Annotated in this window: 19 protein-coding genes; 13 read left to right on the forward strand and 6 right to left on the reverse strand. The window is 71.0% G+C overall.

Annotation, left to right across the window (positions count from 1 at the left end):
• Window positions 1-52 precede the first annotated feature (52 nt).
• The 5 genes from ACZ6CL_RS26680 to ACZ6CL_RS26700 all read left to right on the forward strand — a co-directional run bounded on the left by ACZ6CL_RS26680 (window position 53) and on the right by ACZ6CL_RS26700 (window position 4,160).
• Window positions 53-1,177: an acyl-CoA dehydrogenase family protein gene (locus tag ACZ6CL_RS26680; RefSeq protein WP_468939654.1), complete on the forward strand. Its 1,125-nt coding sequence runs from the start codon at window positions 53-55 to the stop codon at window positions 1,175-1,177.
• On the forward strand, window positions 1,174-1,578 hold the full coding sequence (locus ACZ6CL_RS26685) for a RidA family protein (RefSeq protein WP_468939656.1): 405 nt from the start codon (window positions 1,174-1,176) through the stop codon (window positions 1,576-1,578). The genes ACZ6CL_RS26680 and ACZ6CL_RS26685 overlap by 4 nt, the downstream gene beginning before the upstream one ends.
• Window positions 1,579-1,625: 47 nt before the next feature.
• The gene (locus ACZ6CL_RS26690) at window positions 1,626-2,141 is read left to right on the forward strand and encodes an ArsR/SmtB family transcription factor (RefSeq protein WP_468939659.1); all 516 of its coding nucleotides are present in this window, start codon (window positions 1,626-1,628) and stop codon (window positions 2,139-2,141) included.
• 3 nt (window positions 2,142-2,144) lie between these two features.
• Entirely contained in the window at window positions 2,145-3,245 is a 1,101-nt protein-coding gene (locus ACZ6CL_RS26695; RefSeq protein WP_468939661.1) for a serine hydrolase domain-containing protein, read from the forward strand.
• Between the two features lie 96 nt (window positions 3,246-3,341).
• On the forward strand, window positions 3,342-4,160 hold the full coding sequence (locus tag ACZ6CL_RS26700; RefSeq protein WP_468939663.1) for an SDR family NAD(P)-dependent oxidoreductase: 819 nt from the start codon (window positions 3,342-3,344) through the stop codon (window positions 4,158-4,160).
• A 48-nt stretch (window positions 4,161-4,208) separates the two neighbouring features.
• On the opposite strand, the gene ACZ6CL_RS26705 is transcribed toward ACZ6CL_RS26700, so the two are convergent.
• Window positions 4,209-5,738, reverse strand: coding sequence for a helix-turn-helix domain-containing protein (locus ACZ6CL_RS26705; RefSeq protein ID WP_468939665.1), 1,530 nt, complete (start codon window positions 5,736-5,738; stop codon window positions 4,209-4,211).
• 111 nt (window positions 5,739-5,849) lie between these two features.
• Between ACZ6CL_RS26705 and ACZ6CL_RS26710 the strand changes: the two genes are divergently transcribed.
• Both ACZ6CL_RS26710 and ACZ6CL_RS26715 read left to right on the forward strand, forming a co-directional pair.
• Window positions 5,850-6,818, forward strand: a complete 969-nt coding sequence (locus ACZ6CL_RS26710; protein ID WP_468939667.1) for a DUF1648 domain-containing protein — start codon at window positions 5,850-5,852, stop codon at window positions 6,816-6,818.
• Window positions 6,819-6,820: 2 nt separating this feature from the next.
• On the forward strand, window positions 6,821-7,180 hold the full coding sequence (locus ACZ6CL_RS26715; protein ID WP_468939670.1) for a GntR family transcriptional regulator: 360 nt from the start codon (window positions 6,821-6,823) through the stop codon (window positions 7,178-7,180).
• A gap of 6 nt (window positions 7,181-7,186) precedes the next feature.
• Here the strand turns inward: ACZ6CL_RS26715 and ACZ6CL_RS26720 are convergent, their stop codons facing one another.
• Together ACZ6CL_RS26720 and ACZ6CL_RS26725 are read right to left on the reverse strand one after the other, a co-directional pair.
• Window positions 7,187-7,753: a Uma2 family endonuclease gene (locus tag ACZ6CL_RS26720; RefSeq protein ID WP_468939673.1), complete on the reverse strand. Its 567-nt coding sequence runs from the start codon at window positions 7,751-7,753 to the stop codon at window positions 7,187-7,189.
• 90 nt (window positions 7,754-7,843) lie between these two features.
• On the reverse strand, window positions 7,844-8,749 hold the full coding sequence (locus tag ACZ6CL_RS26725; RefSeq protein WP_468939674.1) for a LysR family transcriptional regulator: 906 nt from the start codon (window positions 8,747-8,749) through the stop codon (window positions 7,844-7,846).
• A 351-nt stretch (window positions 8,750-9,100) separates the two neighbouring features.
• Between ACZ6CL_RS26725 and acnA the strand changes: the two genes are divergently transcribed.
• Entirely contained in the window at window positions 9,101-11,818 is a 2,718-nt protein-coding gene (gene acnA, locus ACZ6CL_RS26730; RefSeq protein ID WP_468939677.1) for an aconitate hydratase AcnA, read from the forward strand.
• Between the two features lie 76 nt (window positions 11,819-11,894).
• Here acnA and ACZ6CL_RS26735 read toward each other — a convergent pair whose 3' ends face one another.
• On the reverse strand, window positions 11,895-12,782 hold the full coding sequence (locus ACZ6CL_RS26735) for a GNAT family N-acetyltransferase (protein WP_468939679.1): 888 nt from the start codon (window positions 12,780-12,782) through the stop codon (window positions 11,895-11,897).
• A gap of 78 nt (window positions 12,783-12,860) precedes the next feature.
• On the opposite strand from ACZ6CL_RS26735, the gene ACZ6CL_RS26740 reads away from it, so the two are divergent.
• The 3 genes from ACZ6CL_RS26740 (at window position 12,861) to ACZ6CL_RS26750 (ending at window position 15,041) form a co-directional block, all read left to right on the forward strand.
• Window positions 12,861-13,862, forward strand: coding sequence for an NAD-dependent epimerase/dehydratase family protein (locus ACZ6CL_RS26740; protein WP_468939682.1), 1,002 nt, complete (start codon window positions 12,861-12,863; stop codon window positions 13,860-13,862).
• Window positions 13,863-13,935: 73 nt separating this feature from the next.
• A complete protein-coding gene (locus ACZ6CL_RS26745; RefSeq protein ID WP_468939684.1) occupies window positions 13,936-14,808 on the forward strand; it encodes a hypothetical protein in 873 nt (290 codons plus the stop codon).
• Window positions 14,808-15,041 (forward strand): hypothetical protein, encoded by a 234-nt coding sequence (locus ACZ6CL_RS26750; RefSeq protein WP_468939686.1) that lies wholly within the window; start codon window positions 14,808-14,810, stop codon window positions 15,039-15,041. The genes ACZ6CL_RS26745 and ACZ6CL_RS26750 overlap by 1 nt, the downstream gene beginning before the upstream one ends.
• On the opposite strand, the gene ACZ6CL_RS26755 is transcribed toward ACZ6CL_RS26750, so the two are convergent.
• The gene (locus ACZ6CL_RS26755) at window positions 15,038-15,808 is read right to left on the reverse strand and encodes a PIG-L deacetylase family protein (protein ID WP_468939689.1); all 771 of its coding nucleotides are present in this window, start codon (window positions 15,806-15,808) and stop codon (window positions 15,038-15,040) included. The two genes, ACZ6CL_RS26750 and ACZ6CL_RS26755, sit on opposite strands and share 4 nt — an antisense overlap.
• A gap of 206 nt (window positions 15,809-16,014) precedes the next feature.
• Between ACZ6CL_RS26755 and ACZ6CL_RS26760 the strand changes: the two genes are divergently transcribed.
• Window positions 16,015-16,338 carry an FAD-dependent monooxygenase gene (locus ACZ6CL_RS26760; RefSeq protein WP_468939690.1) on the forward strand — a complete coding sequence of 108 codons (324 nt, stop codon included), beginning with the start codon at window positions 16,015-16,017 and terminating at the stop codon, window positions 16,336-16,338.
• Between the two features lie 26 nt (window positions 16,339-16,364).
• A complete protein-coding gene (locus ACZ6CL_RS26765; RefSeq protein WP_468939692.1) occupies window positions 16,365-17,597 on the forward strand; it encodes an FAD-dependent monooxygenase in 1,233 nt (410 codons plus the stop codon).
• Here the strand turns inward: ACZ6CL_RS26765 and ACZ6CL_RS26770 are convergent.
• Window positions 17,581-17,784, reverse strand: a complete 204-nt coding sequence (locus ACZ6CL_RS26770) for a DUF397 domain-containing protein (RefSeq protein WP_468939695.1) — start codon at window positions 17,782-17,784, stop codon at window positions 17,581-17,583. The genes ACZ6CL_RS26765 and ACZ6CL_RS26770 overlap by 17 nt on opposite strands.
• Window positions 17,785-17,791 lie beyond the last annotated feature (7 nt).

A 17,791-nucleotide genomic window follows, 5' to 3' on the forward strand; every position in this document is an offset into this window, starting at 1 on the left:
AGTCAATATCTCGCGATAGACATGGGTCGCGCCGAGGCCGAGGGAGGGCCCGATGCCGTCATTCGCACTCGATCCGGAGCAGCGGCGCTGGTGCGCGCGGCTGCGCGCGCTGGCCCGCGAAGGCTTGCGTCCGCTCGCCGACGCCGGTGCGCCGGGGCGGATCAACCGGCCGTTGACCGCGGCGCTGGGCGAACTCGGCCTGCTGGAGCGGTTGTTCCCAAAGGACGGTCCGGTCCGGGCGCTCGACCTGTGTCTGCTGCGCGAGTCGCTGGCCATGGAGTGCACCGAGGCCGAGACCGCGCTCGCCCTCCAGGGGCTCGGCGCGTACCCGATCGTGCTGTCCGGCGGCGAGAAGCTGTACGAGCGCTGGATGCCCGGCGTCCGGGCGGGTCGCACCGTCACCGCATTCGCGCTGAGCGAGCCGGACGCCGGGTCGGACGCGGCCGCGCTCACCCTGCGCGCCGATCGGGACGGGGCAGGGGGCTGGCGGCTCACCGGCGAGAAGTGCTGGATCTCCAACGCGCCCGAGGCCGACGTCACCACCGTCTTCGCCCGCACCACCCCCGGCGCGGGCTCGCGCGGCGTCACCGCCTTCCTCGTGCCCGCCGACCGCCCCGGACTCGGCGGCGAACCCCTGGAGATGCTCAGCCCGCACCCCATCGGCCGCCTCGTCTTCGACGGCGTCCCGGTCACGAGCGAGGACGTGCTGGGCGTGCCCGACGCGGGCTTCCGCGTCGCCATGCGCACCCTCAACCTGCTGCGGCCGAGCGTGGGCGCGTTCGCCGTCGGCATGGCGCAGGCCGCGCTGGACGCCTCGCTGGCGCACGCGGGAAGCCGCACCGCCTTCGGCGGGCCCCTGAAGGATCTGCAGTCCGTCGCGCACCAGCTCGCCGAGATGGCCACCCGCACCGAGGCCGCCCGGCTGCTGGTGTACGCGGCGGCGGCCGCGTACGACGACGGCGAGCCCGGCATCGCCCGGCGCTCGGCCATGGCCAAGCTGCTGGCCACCGAGACCGCGCAGTACGTCGTGGACACGGCCGTCCAGATCCACGGCGCCCGCGCGCTGCGCCGTGGCCATGTGCTGGAACACCTCTACCGTGAGGTGCGTGCGCCCCGGATCTACGAGGGCGCCACCGAGGTCCAGCGCACGATCATCGCGAAGGAGCTGTACCGATGACCGAACCCCTGCAGCGGATCAACCCCGCCGAGCTGTCCCCGCCCACCGGATTCAGCCACGCCGTCACCGCGACCGGCGGACAACTGGTCTTCCTGGCCGGTCAGACCGCGCTGGACGAGGACGGCAAGGTCGTCGGGGACACCCTCCCCGCCCAGTTCCGCCGGGCGCTCACCAATCTGCTCACCGCGCTGCAGGCCGCCGGGGGCAGCCCCGCCGACCTCGCCCGGCTGACCGTCTACGCCACCGATGTCGCGGAGTACCGCGACCGCGCCCCCGAACTCGGCCGGATCTGGCGGGAGATGGCCGGTCGCGACTATCCGGCGATGGCGGTCATCGGCATCGTCCGGCTGTGGGACGAGGAGGCGATGGTCGAACTGGACGGCATCGCGGTGCTCCCGTAGGCCATCAAGGCTGCTCCGTTATTCCGGAATAACGTAGTGTGCGGTCCATGGCCGACGAGTCCCTGCGCGAGCGGGTCGCCGCACTTGAGGAACGGGTGTCGCGACTGGAGTCCGAAGCGCCGGACACCCCCCGGGACGAGGTGTTCTGGGCCCTGGAGGGGCTGCGTCGGCGGATCACGGGACACGGGCAGGTGCTGTTCACCGGTGCCGTCGAACTGCCCACCGGGCAGCGCTACGAATGGCAGCAGGGCGCCACGACCGATGGGCTGCTGGACGCGGACTGGTCCCAACACGCCGCGCCCTACGCCGCGCTGGGCCACCCGGTGCGGCTCACCCTGCTGCGCGCCGTGCTGGGCGGCACCCGCTCCGCAGTCGAACTGCAGGAGACCGCCGGGCTGAACACGACCGGTCAGCTCTACCACCACCTCAAGCAGCTCACGGCGACCGGCTGGCTCCAGGCCGAGGGGCGCGGCCACTACCAGGTGCCCGCGGGCCGCGTCGTCCCGCTGCTCGTGCTGCTGTCCGCGGTGGTGCCACCAGGCCATCCGACAACGGGGGAATGACGTATGAACCGACGTAAATTCATCACCGCGACCGCCGCCACCGCCGCGGCTACGAGCGCCTCACTCCTGTCCGGCACCGCCGCCGCGGCCGACGACGCCCTGCCCGCACGGGTGCGGGACACCCTGGACCAGGCGCTGGCCGCCGGGGCCCCGAGCGCGGTGTGCGGCGTCATCCAGGGCGGACGGACGTACGTGGCGGGCGCGGCCGGAAAGGGGAAGCGGACCCCGGACGGCCGGACAGTCTTCCAGCTCGGCTCGATCGGCAAGACGCTCACCGCCACCGCCCTCGCGCTCGCCGTCAGCAGGGGTGAAACGCGGCTGGACGCACCGCTCACCCTGCCCGCCCGGTTCCCCATACCCCGCAAGGGCTCCCGGCGGATCACCCTGGCCGATCTGGCGACCCACTCCTCCGGTCTGCCCAAGCTGCCGCCGGGCCTCCTCGACGGCGCGGACCCGTACAACCCGTACGCGCACTACACGCTGGACGACCTGGCCACGGACCTCGGCAAGACCACCCTGGCCACCGAACCGGGCGAGACATACGCCTACTCGAACCTCGGCTTCGGGCTCCTCGGCCAGGCGCTGGCCTTCGACCGCGTGGACGAGATGCTGCGGCACCGGGTGGCCGCGCCGCTGCGGCTGACCGACACCACGACGACACTGCGGCCGGACATGCTCCTCCGCAAGGCCGTGGGCCACGTCGGGGGAATACCGGTTCCCGACTGGCGCGACCGCGTGCTCAGCGGCGCGGGAACCTCCATCTACAGCACGGCCAACGACATGCTGCGCTTCCTGGCCGCCCAACTCCGCCCCGAGCACTCCCCGTTGCGCGATGCCATCGAGCTGACCCAGCGGCTCCACTTCACCGACGGCGATACCCGGCTCGGCCTCGCCTGGCACCTCACCCCGCTGCCCAGCGGCCGCACCATGGCCTTGCACGACGGCGGCACCGGCGGCTTCACCACCTTCGCGGCGTTCTGCAGGGACAGCGGGACGGCCGCGGTGACGATGGTGAACACCTTCGGCCGGGGTGCCGATGGCAAGCCGTACCCGATCGTCCCGCTCACCGTACGGCTGCTCAGCGCCCTCGACTCCGCGGCCTGAGCCATGGGATCAGGGCTCCTCACGGCGGGGAGGGGGCGGCGCTGCGTAAGATCGCACCGCCAGTTTTCCCCCAGCCGGTGAGGAGCCCTGACGATCATGGCTGACGAGCGCGTCGTCGTTGTCACCGGTGGAGGCACCGGCATCGGCGCGGCAACCACCCGGTTGCTGCGCGCTGATGGACACCACGTCGTCATCGGCGGCCGACGACCCGAGCCGCTGCAGCAGATCGCCGACGAAACCGGCGCCCTGCCCCACGCCGCCGATCTCACCGACCCGGCTGCCGTCCGCGAGCTGGTCGACATCACGGTCTCCCGCTACGGCAGGCTCGACGGACTGGTCCTCAACGCGGGCGCCGGGCGCGGCGGAGCGGTGGGCGACCTCTCGGACGAGACCTGGGAGCTGGTGCTCCGCACCAACCTGACCGCCCCCTTCCTGCTGATGCGAGCGGCTCTCCCGCACCTGCTGAAGGCCCGGGGCTCGGTGGTCGCCGTCGCCTCCGTCTCGGCACTGCGCAACGGAACGGGCAACGCCGCGTACGCGACCTCCAAGGCCGCGCTGCTCCAGCTGTGCCGCTCGCTGTCCGTCGACTACGGCCGCCAGGGGCTGCGGGCCAACACCGTGTGCCCCAGCTGGGTGCGTACCGAGATGGCCGACCGCCGCATGGCCCGCTTCGCCGAGGAGTCGGACCTGGACGGCGGCATCGAGGAGGCGTACGAAGAGGCGACCCAACTGGTGCCCGCGGGCCGCCCGGGCGACCCGTCCGAAGTCGCCGAGGCGATCGCCTGGTTGCTTTCCCCCGCCGCGTCCTTCGTCAACGGCGCGACCCTCACAGTGGACGGCGGCGTCACGGCGCTCGACGGCGGCACGGTGCCGTTCGACTTCCGCCTGGAGCGACGAGGCGACGGCAGTCGATGACGAGCAGGGAGGGGCGCGCGGTGTCGCGGTGCCCCCGTCCGGCTCTGCTCAGATGTCGCGGAACGTCTCGATCTGCGCGCCGATCGAGTTCAGCCGCTCGGCCAGGTCCTCGTAACCGCGGTTGATCACGTACACGTTGCGCAGTACGGAGGTGCCCGGCGCGGCCATCATGGCCAGCAGGACGACCACGGCGGGGCGGAGGGCGGGCGGGCACATCATCTCGGAGGAGCGCCAGCGGGTGGGGCCCTCGACCAGGACGCGGTGCGGGTCGAGGAGTTTGACGTGGGCGCCGAGGCGGTTCAGCTCCGTCAGATAGATGGCGCGGTTGTCGTAGACCCAGTCGTGGATCAGCGTCGAGCCCTGTGCGGCGGCCGCGATGGCGGCGAAGAAGGGCACGTTGTCGATGTTGACGCCGGGGAACGGCATCGGATGGATCTTGTCGATGGGTGCCTGGAGCTTGGACGGCCGGACCGTCAGGTCGATCAGCCGGGTGCGGCCGTTGTCCGCCGCGTACTCCGGGCTGCGCTCGTGGTCGAGTCCCATCTCCTCAAGGATGGCCAGCTCGATCTCCAGGAACTCGACCGGCACCCGGCGGATCGTCAGCTCCGACTCGGTGACGACGGCGGCGGCGAGCAGGCTCATGGCCTCCACCGGGTCCTCGGAGGGCGCGTAGTCGACGTCGCGGTCGATGTGGGTGACGCCGTGGACGGTGAGGGTCGTGGTGCCCACGCCTTCGACCCTCACGCCCAACTCCTCCAGGAAGAAGCACAGGTCCTGGACCATGTAGTTGGAGGAGGCGTTGCGGATCACCGTGACGCCGTCGTGACGGGCGGCAGCGAGCAGGGCGTTCTCGGTGACCGTGTCGCCGCGTTCGGTCAGTACGATGGCGCGGCTCGGGGAGACGGAGCGGTCGACCCGGGCGTGGTACATGCCGTCGGTGGCGGTCACTTCGAGGCCGAAGGGGCGCAGCGCGGTCATGTGGGGCTGCACGGTGCGGGTGCCGAGGTCGCAGCCGCCCGCGTAGGGGATGCGGAAGCGGTCCATCCGGTGCAGGAGCGGACCGAGGAACATGATGACGCTGCGCGTGCGGCGCGCGGCCTCGGTGTCCATGGAACCGAGGTCCAGCTCGGCGGGCGGTACGACCTCCAGGTCGTTGCCGTCGTTGATCCAGCGGGTGCGGACGCCGATGCTGCCCAGCACTTCGAGGATGCGGTAGACCTCCTCGATCCTGGCGACCCTCCGCAGGGTGGTGCGGCCCGCGTTGAGGAGGGTGGCGCACAGCAGCGCCACACACGCGTTCTTGCTCGTCTTCACATCGATGGCGCCGGACAGCCGGCGGCCACCCACCACACGCAGATGCATCGGGCCCGCGTACCCAAGGGAGACGATTTCACTGTCCAGCGCCTCACCGATACGGGCGATCATCTCAAGGCTGATGTTCTGATTCCCGCGCTCAATGCGGTTGACCGCGCTCTGGCTGGTGCCGAGCGCCTCCGCAAGCTGTGACTGGGTCCAGCCACGGTGCTGTCGGGCGTCACGGATGAGCTTGCCGATGCGGGAGAGGTAGTCGTCAGTCATGCAGAAGAGGCTATCTCAGATATGAGATGCGCACGCGACCGGGGGGAGGGGAGGTGTGGCCGCTGTCCAGCCGGGTATTGTTCTAGTAGTACGCGAACAATGGAGGTTGTCGTGGCCCGAGCCTGGCGGCGCGCGGCCGTCGTCGCTCTGCCCTTTGTGCTGGCCTGGGCGGCTGTGCTGGCCGTCTTCGCCGCGCTGCGCGACCGGCTGCCGGATCGGCTCGCCACGCATTTCGGCCCCGGCGGGCAGGTCGACGGATTCACCGGTCTGGGTGCCTTCCTCCCGGTGGTCACCACCCTTCTGCTGCTTCCCGGCCTCATCGCGGCGGTCCTCGCCCTCCGTTCGCGTACGGCACTCGGCGCGCGGCGGGGGTCAGTCGCCATGGGATACGGGACGGCCGCAATGCTCGGCTACGACTTCGTCGCGCTGCTGAGCGCCCACGCCGGGGCCGCCCGAGCCGCCGAGGTGACCTTCCCCCTGTGGCACCTGGCGGTGTCCCTCGCCGTCGCCGGTGCCGTCGGGTGGGTGGGCTGGCTGGTGGCGGGCCGGGAGGCGGCCCCTGCCGGAGAGCCCGGGGAGGAGGCCGGGCCCCGGCTCCCGCTCGCCGAGGGCGAGGCCGCCGTCTGGACGCGCAGTGTCGGATCGCCCGTGCTGGCCGTCATCGGGGCGGGCACCACCCTGCTGGGTGTGATCCTCACCGTGGTCACGGACACGGGGGCGGGGTCGGCGCTGATCGTCGTCGGGCTGATCTCGGCGGCGCTGTGCCGCTGCCGGGTCACCGTCGACCGCCGCGGCCTCTCCGTCGCGCCGTGGTTCACCCCGCGCCCGCGGCTGCGGATATCGCTGGCCCGGATCGAGGAGGCCACGAGCCGCGAGGCCCGAGCCCTCGGTCTCGGTGGCTGGGGCTACCGCATCCAGCCGGGCCGCAGCGCCCTGGTGCTGCGCTCGGGTGACGCGCTGTTCCTGCGGCTGGCCACCGGCAAGGAGTTCGTGGTGACGGTGGACGACGCCGCCACCGCGGCCGCCCTGCTCAACACCCTGGTCGAGCGCGGCCGGACCGCGACCGGAGCGCGAGGCTGACCATGCTCTTCCGTGTCGACCTCGGCTCCCCGGTCCCGCTGGGGGACCAGATCGCCGCCACCGTCCGTGGCGCGATCGCCGACGGCACCCTCCGCCCCGGTGAGCGCCTCCCCGCCGCCCGCACCCTCGCCGACTCCCTCGGTGTCAACGTCCACACGGTGCTCCGCGGCTACCAGCGCCTCCGCGAGGAGGACCTGATCGACCTCCGCCGCGGCCGCGGCGCCGTGGTCACCGGCCAACAGCCCACCGCCCGCGCCCGGCTCCTGGAGGGCGTCCAGAACCTGGTGGAGGAGGCTCGGTCGCTCGGCCTGTCGGACGAGGAGGTCCTGTCCCTGGTGCGCACCCGGCTGGCGGGCGGCTGAGCCGGGTCAGAATTCCGAGGTGTCCAGCTCCAGGTTGAACGGCTCGGGGAGCGCCAGAGGAGTGCCGAAGGGGTGCGGGCCGTCCACCTTGGTGTAGCCGAGGGGCCCGGGCGCGGCATGGAGCGTGCAGGTGCGCTCCTGCCGGTCGACCAGCAGATAGAGCGGGGCGCCGTACTCGGCGTAGCGGCGGCGCTTGACGATGTGGTCGGTGTCCCTGTTGGGGTCCGAGGTGATCTCGACGACGAGGAGGGTTTGATCGGGTACGAGCGCTCCGCCGCCCTTTGCCAGCTCGCGCGGCACGACGGCCAGATCCGGCACGTACCAGTTGCTGCTGCCCGGCAGGTCAAGGTTTCCCGAGCCCGCTCTGCAGTCGAGCTTGCGCATGATCGGGCCGATCTGTTCGCGGATCAGATCAGCCGCGTTTTCGTGGTCCCAGATCGGAGACAACTGTTCGATGACCCCCTCGACGATCTGCATCCGGTCCCCCCGGACATGCTGGATCGCGTACTTCAGTGCGGTTTCGGGGTCGTCGACCGCATACGAAGCCGTGTATTCATGGGGTTGCGCGCTCATCGGTCCTCCACCAGGCGTCGCAATCGCAGCATGGCGACAGCGCAACGTCTATCGCAATCCTTGACCGGGCCGGGCACATCTGCCCAGTGATCACCCGTACCGGTGACCGTCTCCCGTCAGGACCGCCGCCAGGGTGCGGGCCGGGCCGTCTACGGCGGGGCCGTGGAGGAGTTCGGTGCGGTGGACCAGGCGGGGTGCGGTGAGGGGAATCGGGGCGATGCCGGGGGCGTCCTCGGCGGCCGCGTGGGGGAGCAGGGCCAGGCCGTGGCCCGCCGCGGTCAGGGCCAGGAGGGCGCGGACGTCGGTGCCCTCGTACGTCAGCGAGGCACGGAAGCCGCCGGTGCCGCTCGCGGCGCGCAGCGGGCCGAGCGGCATCGCGGTGTCCGGGGCGTCCAGCCAGCGGGCGTCGGCGAGGTCGGCCAGCCGCAGACCGAGGCGGCGGGCCAGCGGGTGGCCGAGCGGCAGGGCCACGACCAGCGGCGTCTCCGCCACCGCGACCGCGGTGAGCGCCCCGGCGCCGGGCGGCGGCAGCGGCAGCGGGGCGCCGGGGGCCGCCGGGCCGTCCAGCAGGCCCAGGTCCAGCGCGCCGGTCGCGACGGCCGCCGGGATCTCCCGGCGGCCGAGGATCCGTACGGCGGTGCCCGCGTCAGGGCAGGAGCGGCGCGTCTCGTCCAGTGCCGCCGCGACCGCGGGCGTCATGGCCAGCGGCGAGGCGCCGAGGGCCAGCCGTGCGGCGGCGGGCCCAGCCAGCCGCTCGACGTCCGCCCGGGCCGCGTCAAGCCGCCGCAGCAGGGGACCCGCGTGCTCCAGCAGCCGCGCCCCGGCTGTGGTGAGTGTCACGGGCCGCCGGGTCAGCAGCGGGGTGCGCAGGTCGGCTTCGAGGGTCGCGATCTGCCGGTCTACGGCCGACCACGTGGAGCCGAGCCGGTGGGCGGCGTCGGAGAAGGAGCCGCAGTGGGCCACGGAGACGAAAGTGCGGAGCAGATGCGGATCCATGGGGGCAAGTATCGCGGCTCGGCGGGGGCGTTCATGGGGGTTCGGGAGCGTTCAGGGGCCTCCGGGCATCGTGGCGGGGCGGCTGGGCGGGCGCCGGTGACCGCGGTCCGCCACCCGTTCGGGGAGGGGCCGCACACCGGCGTGACGCGGCCCCGGTGGCAGGGCTGAGCTGACCACCGCGAGGGCCATGTATTAGAGTTATCTCGACATCGAGATATCTGTCGGCGGGCACACCGTCGCGCCACATCGGTAAGGGTTGCCTAACTTAGCCCTACCTTAGCGGATCGGCGCGGGCATGTCGCGGCAGCATTGCGGTGGTACGCGCGTAATTCATGCATGAAGGAGACTGTCGTGTCGGCGAACAGCTTCGATGCCCGCAGCACACTGCAGGTGGGCGACGAGTCGTACGAGATCTTCAGGCTGGACAAGGTGGAGGGGGCCGCCCGCCTCCCCTACAGCCTGAAGGTCCTGCTGGAGAACCTGCTCCGCACGGAGGACGGCGCGAACATCACCGCCGACCACATCCGAGCGCTCGGCGGCTGGGACTCCCAGGCCCAGCCCAGCCAGGAGATCCAGTTCACGCCGGCCCGCGTGATCATGCAGGACTTCACCGGTGTGCCCTGCGTCGTCGACCTCGCCACCATGCGCGAGGCCGTCAAGGAGCTGGGCGGCGACCCGGCGAAGATCAACCCGCTGGCCCCGGCCGAGCTGGTCATCGACCACTCCGTGATCGCCGACAAGTTCGGCACCAACGACGCCTTCACCCAGAACGTGGAGCTGGAGTACGGGCGCAACAAGGAGCGCTACCAGTTCCTGCGCTGGGGCCAGACCGCGTTCGACGAGTTCAAGGTCGTACCGCCCGGCACCGGCATCGTCCACCAGGTGAACATCGAGCACCTGGCCCGCACGGTCATGGTCCGAAACGGCCAGGCCTACCCGGACACCCTCGTCGGCACCGACTCGCACACCACCATGGTCAACGGCCTCGGCGTGCTCGGCTGGGGCGTCGGTGGCATCGAGGCTGAGGCCGCGATGCTCGGCCAGCCGGTCTCGATGCTCATCCCGCGCGTCGTCGGCTTCAAGCTCACCGGTGAGCTGAAGCCCGGCACCACCGCCACCGACCTCGTGCTGACCATCACCGAGATGCTGCGCAAGCACGGTGTCGTCGGCAAGTTCGTCGAGTTCTACGGCGAGGGTGTGGCGGCCACGAGCCTCGCCAACCGCGCCACCATCGGCAACATGTCGCCGGAGTTCGGCTCCACCGCCGCGATCTTCCCGATCGACGACGAGACCCTGAACTACCTCCGGCTCACCGGCCGCTCCGAGCAGCAGGTCGCGCTCGTCGAGGCGTACGCCAAGGAGCAGGGCCTCTGGCTCGACCCGGCCGCCGAGCCCGACTTCTCCGAGAAGCTGGAGCTGGACCTCTCCACGGTCGTCCCGTCGATCGCCGGTCCGAAGCGCCCGCAGGACCGCATCGTGCTCGCCGAGGCGGCGCAGCAGTTCGCCCAGGACGTCCGCAACTACGTCCCCGACGCCGAGGAGGACGAGGCGGGCAAGGAGTCCTTCCCGGCTTCCGACGCTCCGGCCGTCTCCAACGGCGTGCCCACCAAGCCGACCCTGGTGACCGCCCCCGACGGGTCCACGTACGAGATCGATCACGGCGCCGTGACCGTCGCCGCGATCACCTCGTGCACCAACACCTCCAACCCGTACGTCATGGTCGCCGCCGCCCTGGTGGCCAAGAAGGCGGTCGAGAAGGGCCTGACCCGCAAGCCGTGGGTCAAGACCACCCTGGCCCCGGGCTCGAAGGTCGTCACCGACTACTTCGACAAGGCGGGCCTGACCCCCTACCTGGACAAGGTCGGCTTCAACCTCGTCGGCTACGGCTGCACCACCTGCATCGGCAACTCCGGCCCGCTGCCGGACGAGGTCTCCAAGGCCGTCAACGAGGCCGATCTCGCCGTCACCTCGGTGCTCTCCGGCAACCGGAACTTCGAGGGCCGGATCAACCCCGACGTCAAGATGAACTACCTGGCGTCCCCGCCGCTGGTCGTCGCGTACGCCATCGCCGGTTCGATGAAGGTGAACATCACCACGGACGCGCTGGGCACCGACCAGGACGGCAACCCGGTCTTCCTCGAGGACATCTGGCCGACCGAGGCCGAGGTCAACGACGTCGTGGCCAACGCCATCGGCGAGGACATGTTCAACAAGTCCTACCAGGACGTCTTCGCCGGTGACGCCCAGTGGCAGGCGCTGCCGGTCCCGACCGGCAACACCTTCGAGTGGGACACCGAGTCCACCTACGTGCGCAAGCCCCCGTACTTCGAGGGCATGACCATGGAGACGAGCCCGGTCGAGGACGTCACCGGCGCCCGCGTCCTGGCCAAGCTGGGCGACTCGGTCACCACCGACCACATCTCCCCGGCCGGTGCGATCAAGGCCGACACCCCGGCCGGTAAGTACCTCACCGAGCACGGTGTCGAGCGTCGCGACTTCAACTCCTACGGCTCCCGCCGAGGCAACCACGAGGTCATGATCCGCGGCACCTTCGCCAACATCCGGCTGCGCAACCAGATCGCGCCCGGCACCGAGGGCGGCTACACCCGCGACTTCACCCAGGCGGACGGCCCGGTCTCCTTCATCTACGACGCGTCGCAGAACTACCAGGCGGCGGGCACCCCGCTGGTCATCCTGGCGGGCAAGGAGTACGGCTCGGGCTCGTCCCGCGACTGGGCCGCCAAGGGCACCGCGCTGCTCGGCGTCAAGGCCGTCATCGCCGAGTCGTACGAGCGCATCCACCGCTCGAACCTCATCGGCATGGGCGTCCTCCCGCTCCAGTTCCCCGAGGGCGCCTCGGCGCTGTCGCTGGGCCTGACCGGCGAGGAGACCTTCGACATCACCGGCGTCACCGCGCTCAACGACGGCGGCATCCCGGAGACGGTGAAGGTCAAGGCCGGTGAGGTGGAGTTCGACGCCAAGGTGCGCATCGACACCCCCGGCGAGGCGGACTACTACCGCAACGGCGGCATCATGCAGTACGTGCTGCGCTCGCTGATCCGCAACTGAGACGCCTCCGCGCCTCCGCGCTTCCGCGTCACGGACGGGCCGCACCCCACGCCGGGGTGCGGCCCGTCCGCATGTCTCAGAGAAACGCCCCGGAGGGGATGTACGGCGACGGCGGCCGCATCCCGCGCAGGCACACGTAGCCCGCGTTGGACAGCTCCAGCCCCGCCGCGAGGCCGACGTCCACCGCCCACTCCTGCTCGGCCGTCAGGTTCCCCACCGACGCCTCGGTGCCGGACGGGAGGCTGAGCAGGGCGGCGGTCAGCAGGCGGGCCGCCAGACGGCGGGAGGTCGCGGCGAGCAGTTCGACATCCCCGTCCGCGCCGACGTAGCAGTAGCCGCTCCCGGCCAGGTCGTCGACGACCAGCAGCCGCGAGTGGCGCAGCATCTCCTCGTGGTCGGGGCCGTGGGCCCCGCCGCGGGTCAGGCGGTCGACGGAGTCCATCAGGTCCCGGTGCCGCTCCGTTCCCTCGTGGACGGCGCCGTCGAGCGGGGGCAGCCGGGTCTTCAGCTCCTTGTCGACGATGCCGCGCAGCCGCATCGACGGATGCAGGGTGAAGCCCGCCCGCCGGTAGGTGGCCGCCGCGCGCGGATCCCGGGACCCGCAGATGATCCCGCGCAGACAGGCCCGCCCGTACAGCAGCGCCGCCGCCATCAGCTCCCGGCCGATCCCGCGCCGCTGGGCCCGGGGCAGTACGGCGAACAGCGCGAGCCCCCAGGTGCCCTCGCGGCGCGTGGACAGCACCGTGCCGACCGGCATCCCGGCATCGTCCACGGCGAGCCAGCAGCCGCCCGGATCGGTCCGCGCCAGATGGCGGTTGCGGCTGTCGATGCGGGCGAGCCGGTCGGGCGGCCGGTCGGCCGCCGGTTCGCCCCGCAGGGCGCGTGAGGTGTCGAAGGCGGCCGAGGCCACGGTCCTCACCGCCTCGGCGTCCCCCTGGGTGTCACGTAGCTGGCGGAGGATCATGCGGACCATCATGGCGCGAAATCTGCTGCTGGCTAAGACACCGGGCGCGCGCCGCCCGGAGCGGGCAGAGTCCCCGTCATGAGACTTCTGGTGCTGGGCGGAACGGAATTCGTAGGACGCGCGATCGCGGAGGAGGCCCTGGCCCGCGGCTGGGAGGTCACGGCGTTCAACCGCGGCCACCACGCCCCGCCGCCGGGGACCACCGCGCTGCACGGTGACCGCACCGCACCCGACGGGCTCACCGCCCTCGAAAACGGCGTATGGGACGCCGTCGTGGACACCTGGTCCGGCGCCCCCTCGGCCGTCCGCGACACGGCCCGTCTCCTCGCCGACCGCGTACGCCACTACGCGTACGTCTCCAGCCGCTCCGTCTACACCTACCCGGCCCCGGCCGGACTCGCCGAGGACGGCCCGCTGGTGGAGGCGTCCCCCGACGACACCGATGACACCGACTACGCCCGCGCCAAGCGGGGCGGCGAACTCGCCGCGCTCTCCGTCTTCGGCGACCACGCGCTGCTGGCCCGCGCCGGGCTGATCCTCGGCCCGTACGAGAACATCGGCCGCCTGCCCTGGTGGCTGACCCGCATCGCCCGCGGCGGCCCGGTCCTCGCCCCCGGCCCGCGCGACCTGCCCTTGCAGTACATCGACGCCCGCGACCTGGCCGCCTGGCTCCTGGACGCCGCCGAACGCGGCCTCGGCGGCCCGTACAACCTGGTCAGCCCGCCGGGCCACACCACGATGGGCGAACTCCTGGAGACCTGCGTACGCGCCACCGGCGCCGACGCCGACCTGCGCTGGACCGACCCGGACCGCATCCTGGCCGCCGACATCGCCCCCTGGACCGACCTCCCCATCTGGCTCCCCCCGGGCGACCTGTACGACACCCTGCACGCCGCCGACGTCTCGAAGGCCCTCGCGGCGGGCCTGCGGTGCCGTCCGGTCCGGGACACGGTGGCCGATACGTGGGCCTGGCTGCGCGGCGAGGGTGGCCGGGCGCCGCAGCGTGCGGACCGCCCGACGGTGGGCCTCGCGCCGGAGAGGGAGGCGGAGGTGCTGGCCGCCCAACGTCAATGCAAATAGTGACTGCATTCGTTCGGGTGATGCGATGGCAAATGCCGTCGGCACATACCGTCGTGACTTTAGCGTTCAACGAATGGTCAGTTCCTCACATGAAGCCCTCCACCGGATTTTCCAGGAGGACACGAGGGCCGTCATCCGGGCGCTCAATCAACTGCTCGGTGTCCCCTTCCCGGAGGCGAGCAGGGCGTTTGTTGTCAGCCCTGACCTCACCGAGATCGCGCCGATCGAAAGACGGGTGGACACCCTTCTCCAGGTCGAGACCAAGGATGACGGCACCTACTTATTCGCCATCGAGTCGCAGAGCAGGAGGGATCCGAAGAAGCCCGCGGCCTGGGCCTACTATCTCTCGCACATGCACGCGAAGTTCGGTCACCAGCCGGTGCTGATCGTGCTCTGTCCGGATGAGGCTACGGCCCGCTGGGCCGCCCGTCCGATCTCGCTCGGCATCCCCGACCATCCGTCCCTGACGGTCCGCCCACTCGTTCTCGGTCCCGGTAACGTTCCCGTCATCATTGATGCCAAAGAGGTGGCCCGGGATATCCCGATCGCTGCCTTCTCTGCGATGACGCATAGTAGGGATGAAAACGTCGATGACATACTGAAGGTGCTGGGGACCACACTCACCAAGACCCTTCCTCTCGAAGAGGCGATCATCTACGCCGAGCTCGTCGCAGCGGGACTCGGGAACACCCAGGCACGAAAGACTTGGAGCGACCTGATGTCCGCGTTGTTGAACTTCTTCCGTTCCGAGCACGCCCAGCGAGCCTTTGCCCAGGTCCGAGCTGAAAGGGATGCCCAGAACATCCTGCGATTCCTCAAGGCTCGGGGGCTTGAGGTCACCGCTGAGACGCGTGAGCGCATTGAGTCGTGCAAGGACATGGACGTCCTCGGTACCTGGCTGGACCGGGCCGCGACCGTCTCTCGTGCAGAGGAATTGTTCGACTGATGGGCGTGCTGCTCAACTTCTTCCGCTCCGAGCATGCCCAGCGAGCCCTCGCCGAGGTTCGGGCTGAGGCGTGCGCCGAAAACATCCTGCGCATCCTCAAGGCTCGGGGGCTTGAGGTCACTGCCGAGACGCGTGAGCGCATCCAGTCGTGCAAGGACATGGATGTCCTCGACACGTGGCTGGACCGAGCCGTGACCGCCTCCCGTGATGAGGATCTGTTCGCCGACGGTTAGGACTGTGGAGAGCGGATGGGAGAGACGTCGATGTACCACTCCCGGCCCAGCAGCAGGCCGAAGAGCGGGGCCGGGAGCCGGAGCATCGTCCGCATGGCGGCGCTCATGCGGCCCGTGCCGTCGATCTGGGAGCGGTGGGCGGCCAGGGCCGCCTGCTTCTGGCGGGCGTAGCGGCGGACGTCGAGGCGGTGGGTGATGTCCGACCGGGGGCTGAAGCGGGTGCTCAGCTCCTCGGGGTCGAAGCGGAGGGGGATCCTCAGCCGGTGGGCCAGGCGGATCAGGCGCTCGGCGGCGTCGCGCGGCATCGTCGCTTCCAGCACCCTCGGCGTCTTGGCCAGTTCGGCGGCGCGGCGGCCGACCTGGTGGACCTTGATGTGGTCGCGGTGGCCGTAGCCGCCGTGGGGGTCGTAGTGGAGCAGCATCGACGCGTCCTCGTCGCGGAGGATCGTGGCCAGCCGCTCGGCGGCCTCCTCCGTCTTCGCGCGGACGAAGCGCGCACGGTCCGGCGGGTCGGGGTAGAGCAGCGGGCCGTGGCCGCTGTCCGCGTAGCCGAGGTGGACGACGCGGTCGACGCCCAGCAGAGCGGCGCTGGTGCGCAGCTCGTGCAGGCGGGGTGATTCGGCCTCCGTTGGCGCGGCGTCCATCAGCCCGTCCGTGGCGACCACGACCACCACCCGGTGCCCCTCGTGGGCGAGCCGGGCGAGCGTGCCGCCCGTCAGCAGCGCTTCGTCGTCGGGGTGGGCGTGGAATGCCAGGACGGTAGCCATGCGGTCCATCCTGGCATTCGTCGGGCGTCAGAGAGCTGCGGTATCGCGGATGCCCAGTCGGCGAAGGGCGCGGCGTGCCCTACTGGTGGCCGCGCAGCACGTTCGGGCGTACGCCGACGCGCTGGCATTGCGGCCGGCCACCGGGTGCGGCAGATTGACCTCACCGGGTGCCCCGATGGATCCGAGGTGAGCAGCAGGAGCTCGACATGCCCGTAGCAAACACCGAGGTAGCTGTGTTGATCGTCGGCGCTGGGCCAGTCGGGCTCACCGCCCGAGCGCTACTGGAGCGGTGGGGCGTGCGGGTATTGCTGGTCGAGAAACACGGCGGGCTGTCGCCCTTTCCCCGGGCCCGGCTGGTCAACGTGCGCTCGATGGAGATCTACCGTCAGCTCGGACTCGCCGCCGAGATCACGGGCAACGCGTTCCCACCGGAGTACGCCCCATCCGCTTCCGTGACACCCTGCACGACCGCGACTTCGCCACGGCGGCGATGGTCGGGGTCAACGCGCCGGTACCCGGGAGCCCCGTGATCGGTGTGGTCACCTCGCAGGATCGGTTGGAACCCACTCTGCTCGCCGCAGCAGACGCGCACGTGCGGTTCGGGGTCGAGCTCATCGGCCTGACTGAGGAAACCGACAGCGTCGTGGCCTCGCTCGTCGACCATCGACGCGGTGGCACGACCTCCGTACGTGCCCGTTACGTACTCGCCGCCGATGGTGCGAACTCCACCGTCCGGCAACTGCTCGGAATCGACACCACCGGCCCCGGAGCGATGGGGGGCTTCACCACCGTCCTGTTCGACGCCGACCTCAAGCGCTGGTGCGCCCGCCAGCCCGCCGGGGTCTACTTCACCGCCCACGGATTATTCGCCCCGCTGTACCCCGAACGAGGCTGGGCCTGGTCCATCCCCACACCCGAAGACGCCGCGCACGCCGACTGGCCCGAACTCCTCTCGCGCGCCCTCGGCCCAAGCGCCGACGTACGAGCCGACGCGTTGCGGGTCGAGCACTGGGTGATGAACGCGTTCGTCGCCGAACGCTTCCGTCACGGCCGGATCCTGCTGGCCGGCGATGCCGCCCACGCGATCCCCATCATCGGCGGCCTGGGCATGAACGTCGGCATCGCCGACGTGCACAACCTGTGCTGGAAGCTGGCGGGCGTTCTCCACGGGTGGGCCGATCCCGGCCTGTTGGAGGCCTACGAGGCGGAGCGGCAACCCGTCGCCCACCGGACGCTCCGCCAAGCAGTGGCCAACACCCGGCTCATGCTCCAGGCACAGAACCGGCGCCGCGAGAAGCGCCAACTCAGCGATGCGTCACCGGCCCCCGTCGAACCGCCCTGGTCGGACCGGTACTTCGCCCAGCTCGGTCTCGTGCTCGGTGTCACCTACCGCTCCCACGCCGTCCTCACCGACGCCCCACCCGAGCCATCCGAGACGACCACGGATTATGTCCCCACCGCAGAACCAGGCCGTCGTATGCCACACCTGTGGCTCACACACAACCGATCGACGCTCGACGCCCTGGGCGAATGGTTCACCTTGCTCGCCCCGGACCCCACCCACTGGGCACCCCGCACCCCCGCACCATGGCCGCTGCGCTTCGAGACCCTTCCCGACGAACACGCCGACCATTGCGGTATCCGCCCGCAGGGTGCGTTGCTCATCCGGCCCGACGGCCACATCGGCGCCCGCTGGCGCGACCGCCCACCGGGCGATGCCACCCTCCGCCACGGCCTCACCGCGATCACCCGCCCCACACAGTCTTCGAGTCCTACTGGCTCTCGGTGAGGCGGTCGAACGCCCCGGCCTTCGCCGCGCGTATGAAGGTGCCGAGGGCTGCGGGGGTGGTGGTGAGGATGACGTCCGGTTCGTCGCTCTCCCGGAGCGCGATGGTGTGGGGGGCCGGGGTAGCGACGTAGAGGCAGTTGGCTCCCTCGTGGCTGTAGGACGACTTCTGCCAGACGTGATCGGACACTTTGCGC

It is taken from the genome of Streptomyces sp. NPDC041200 (assembly GCF_055591805.1).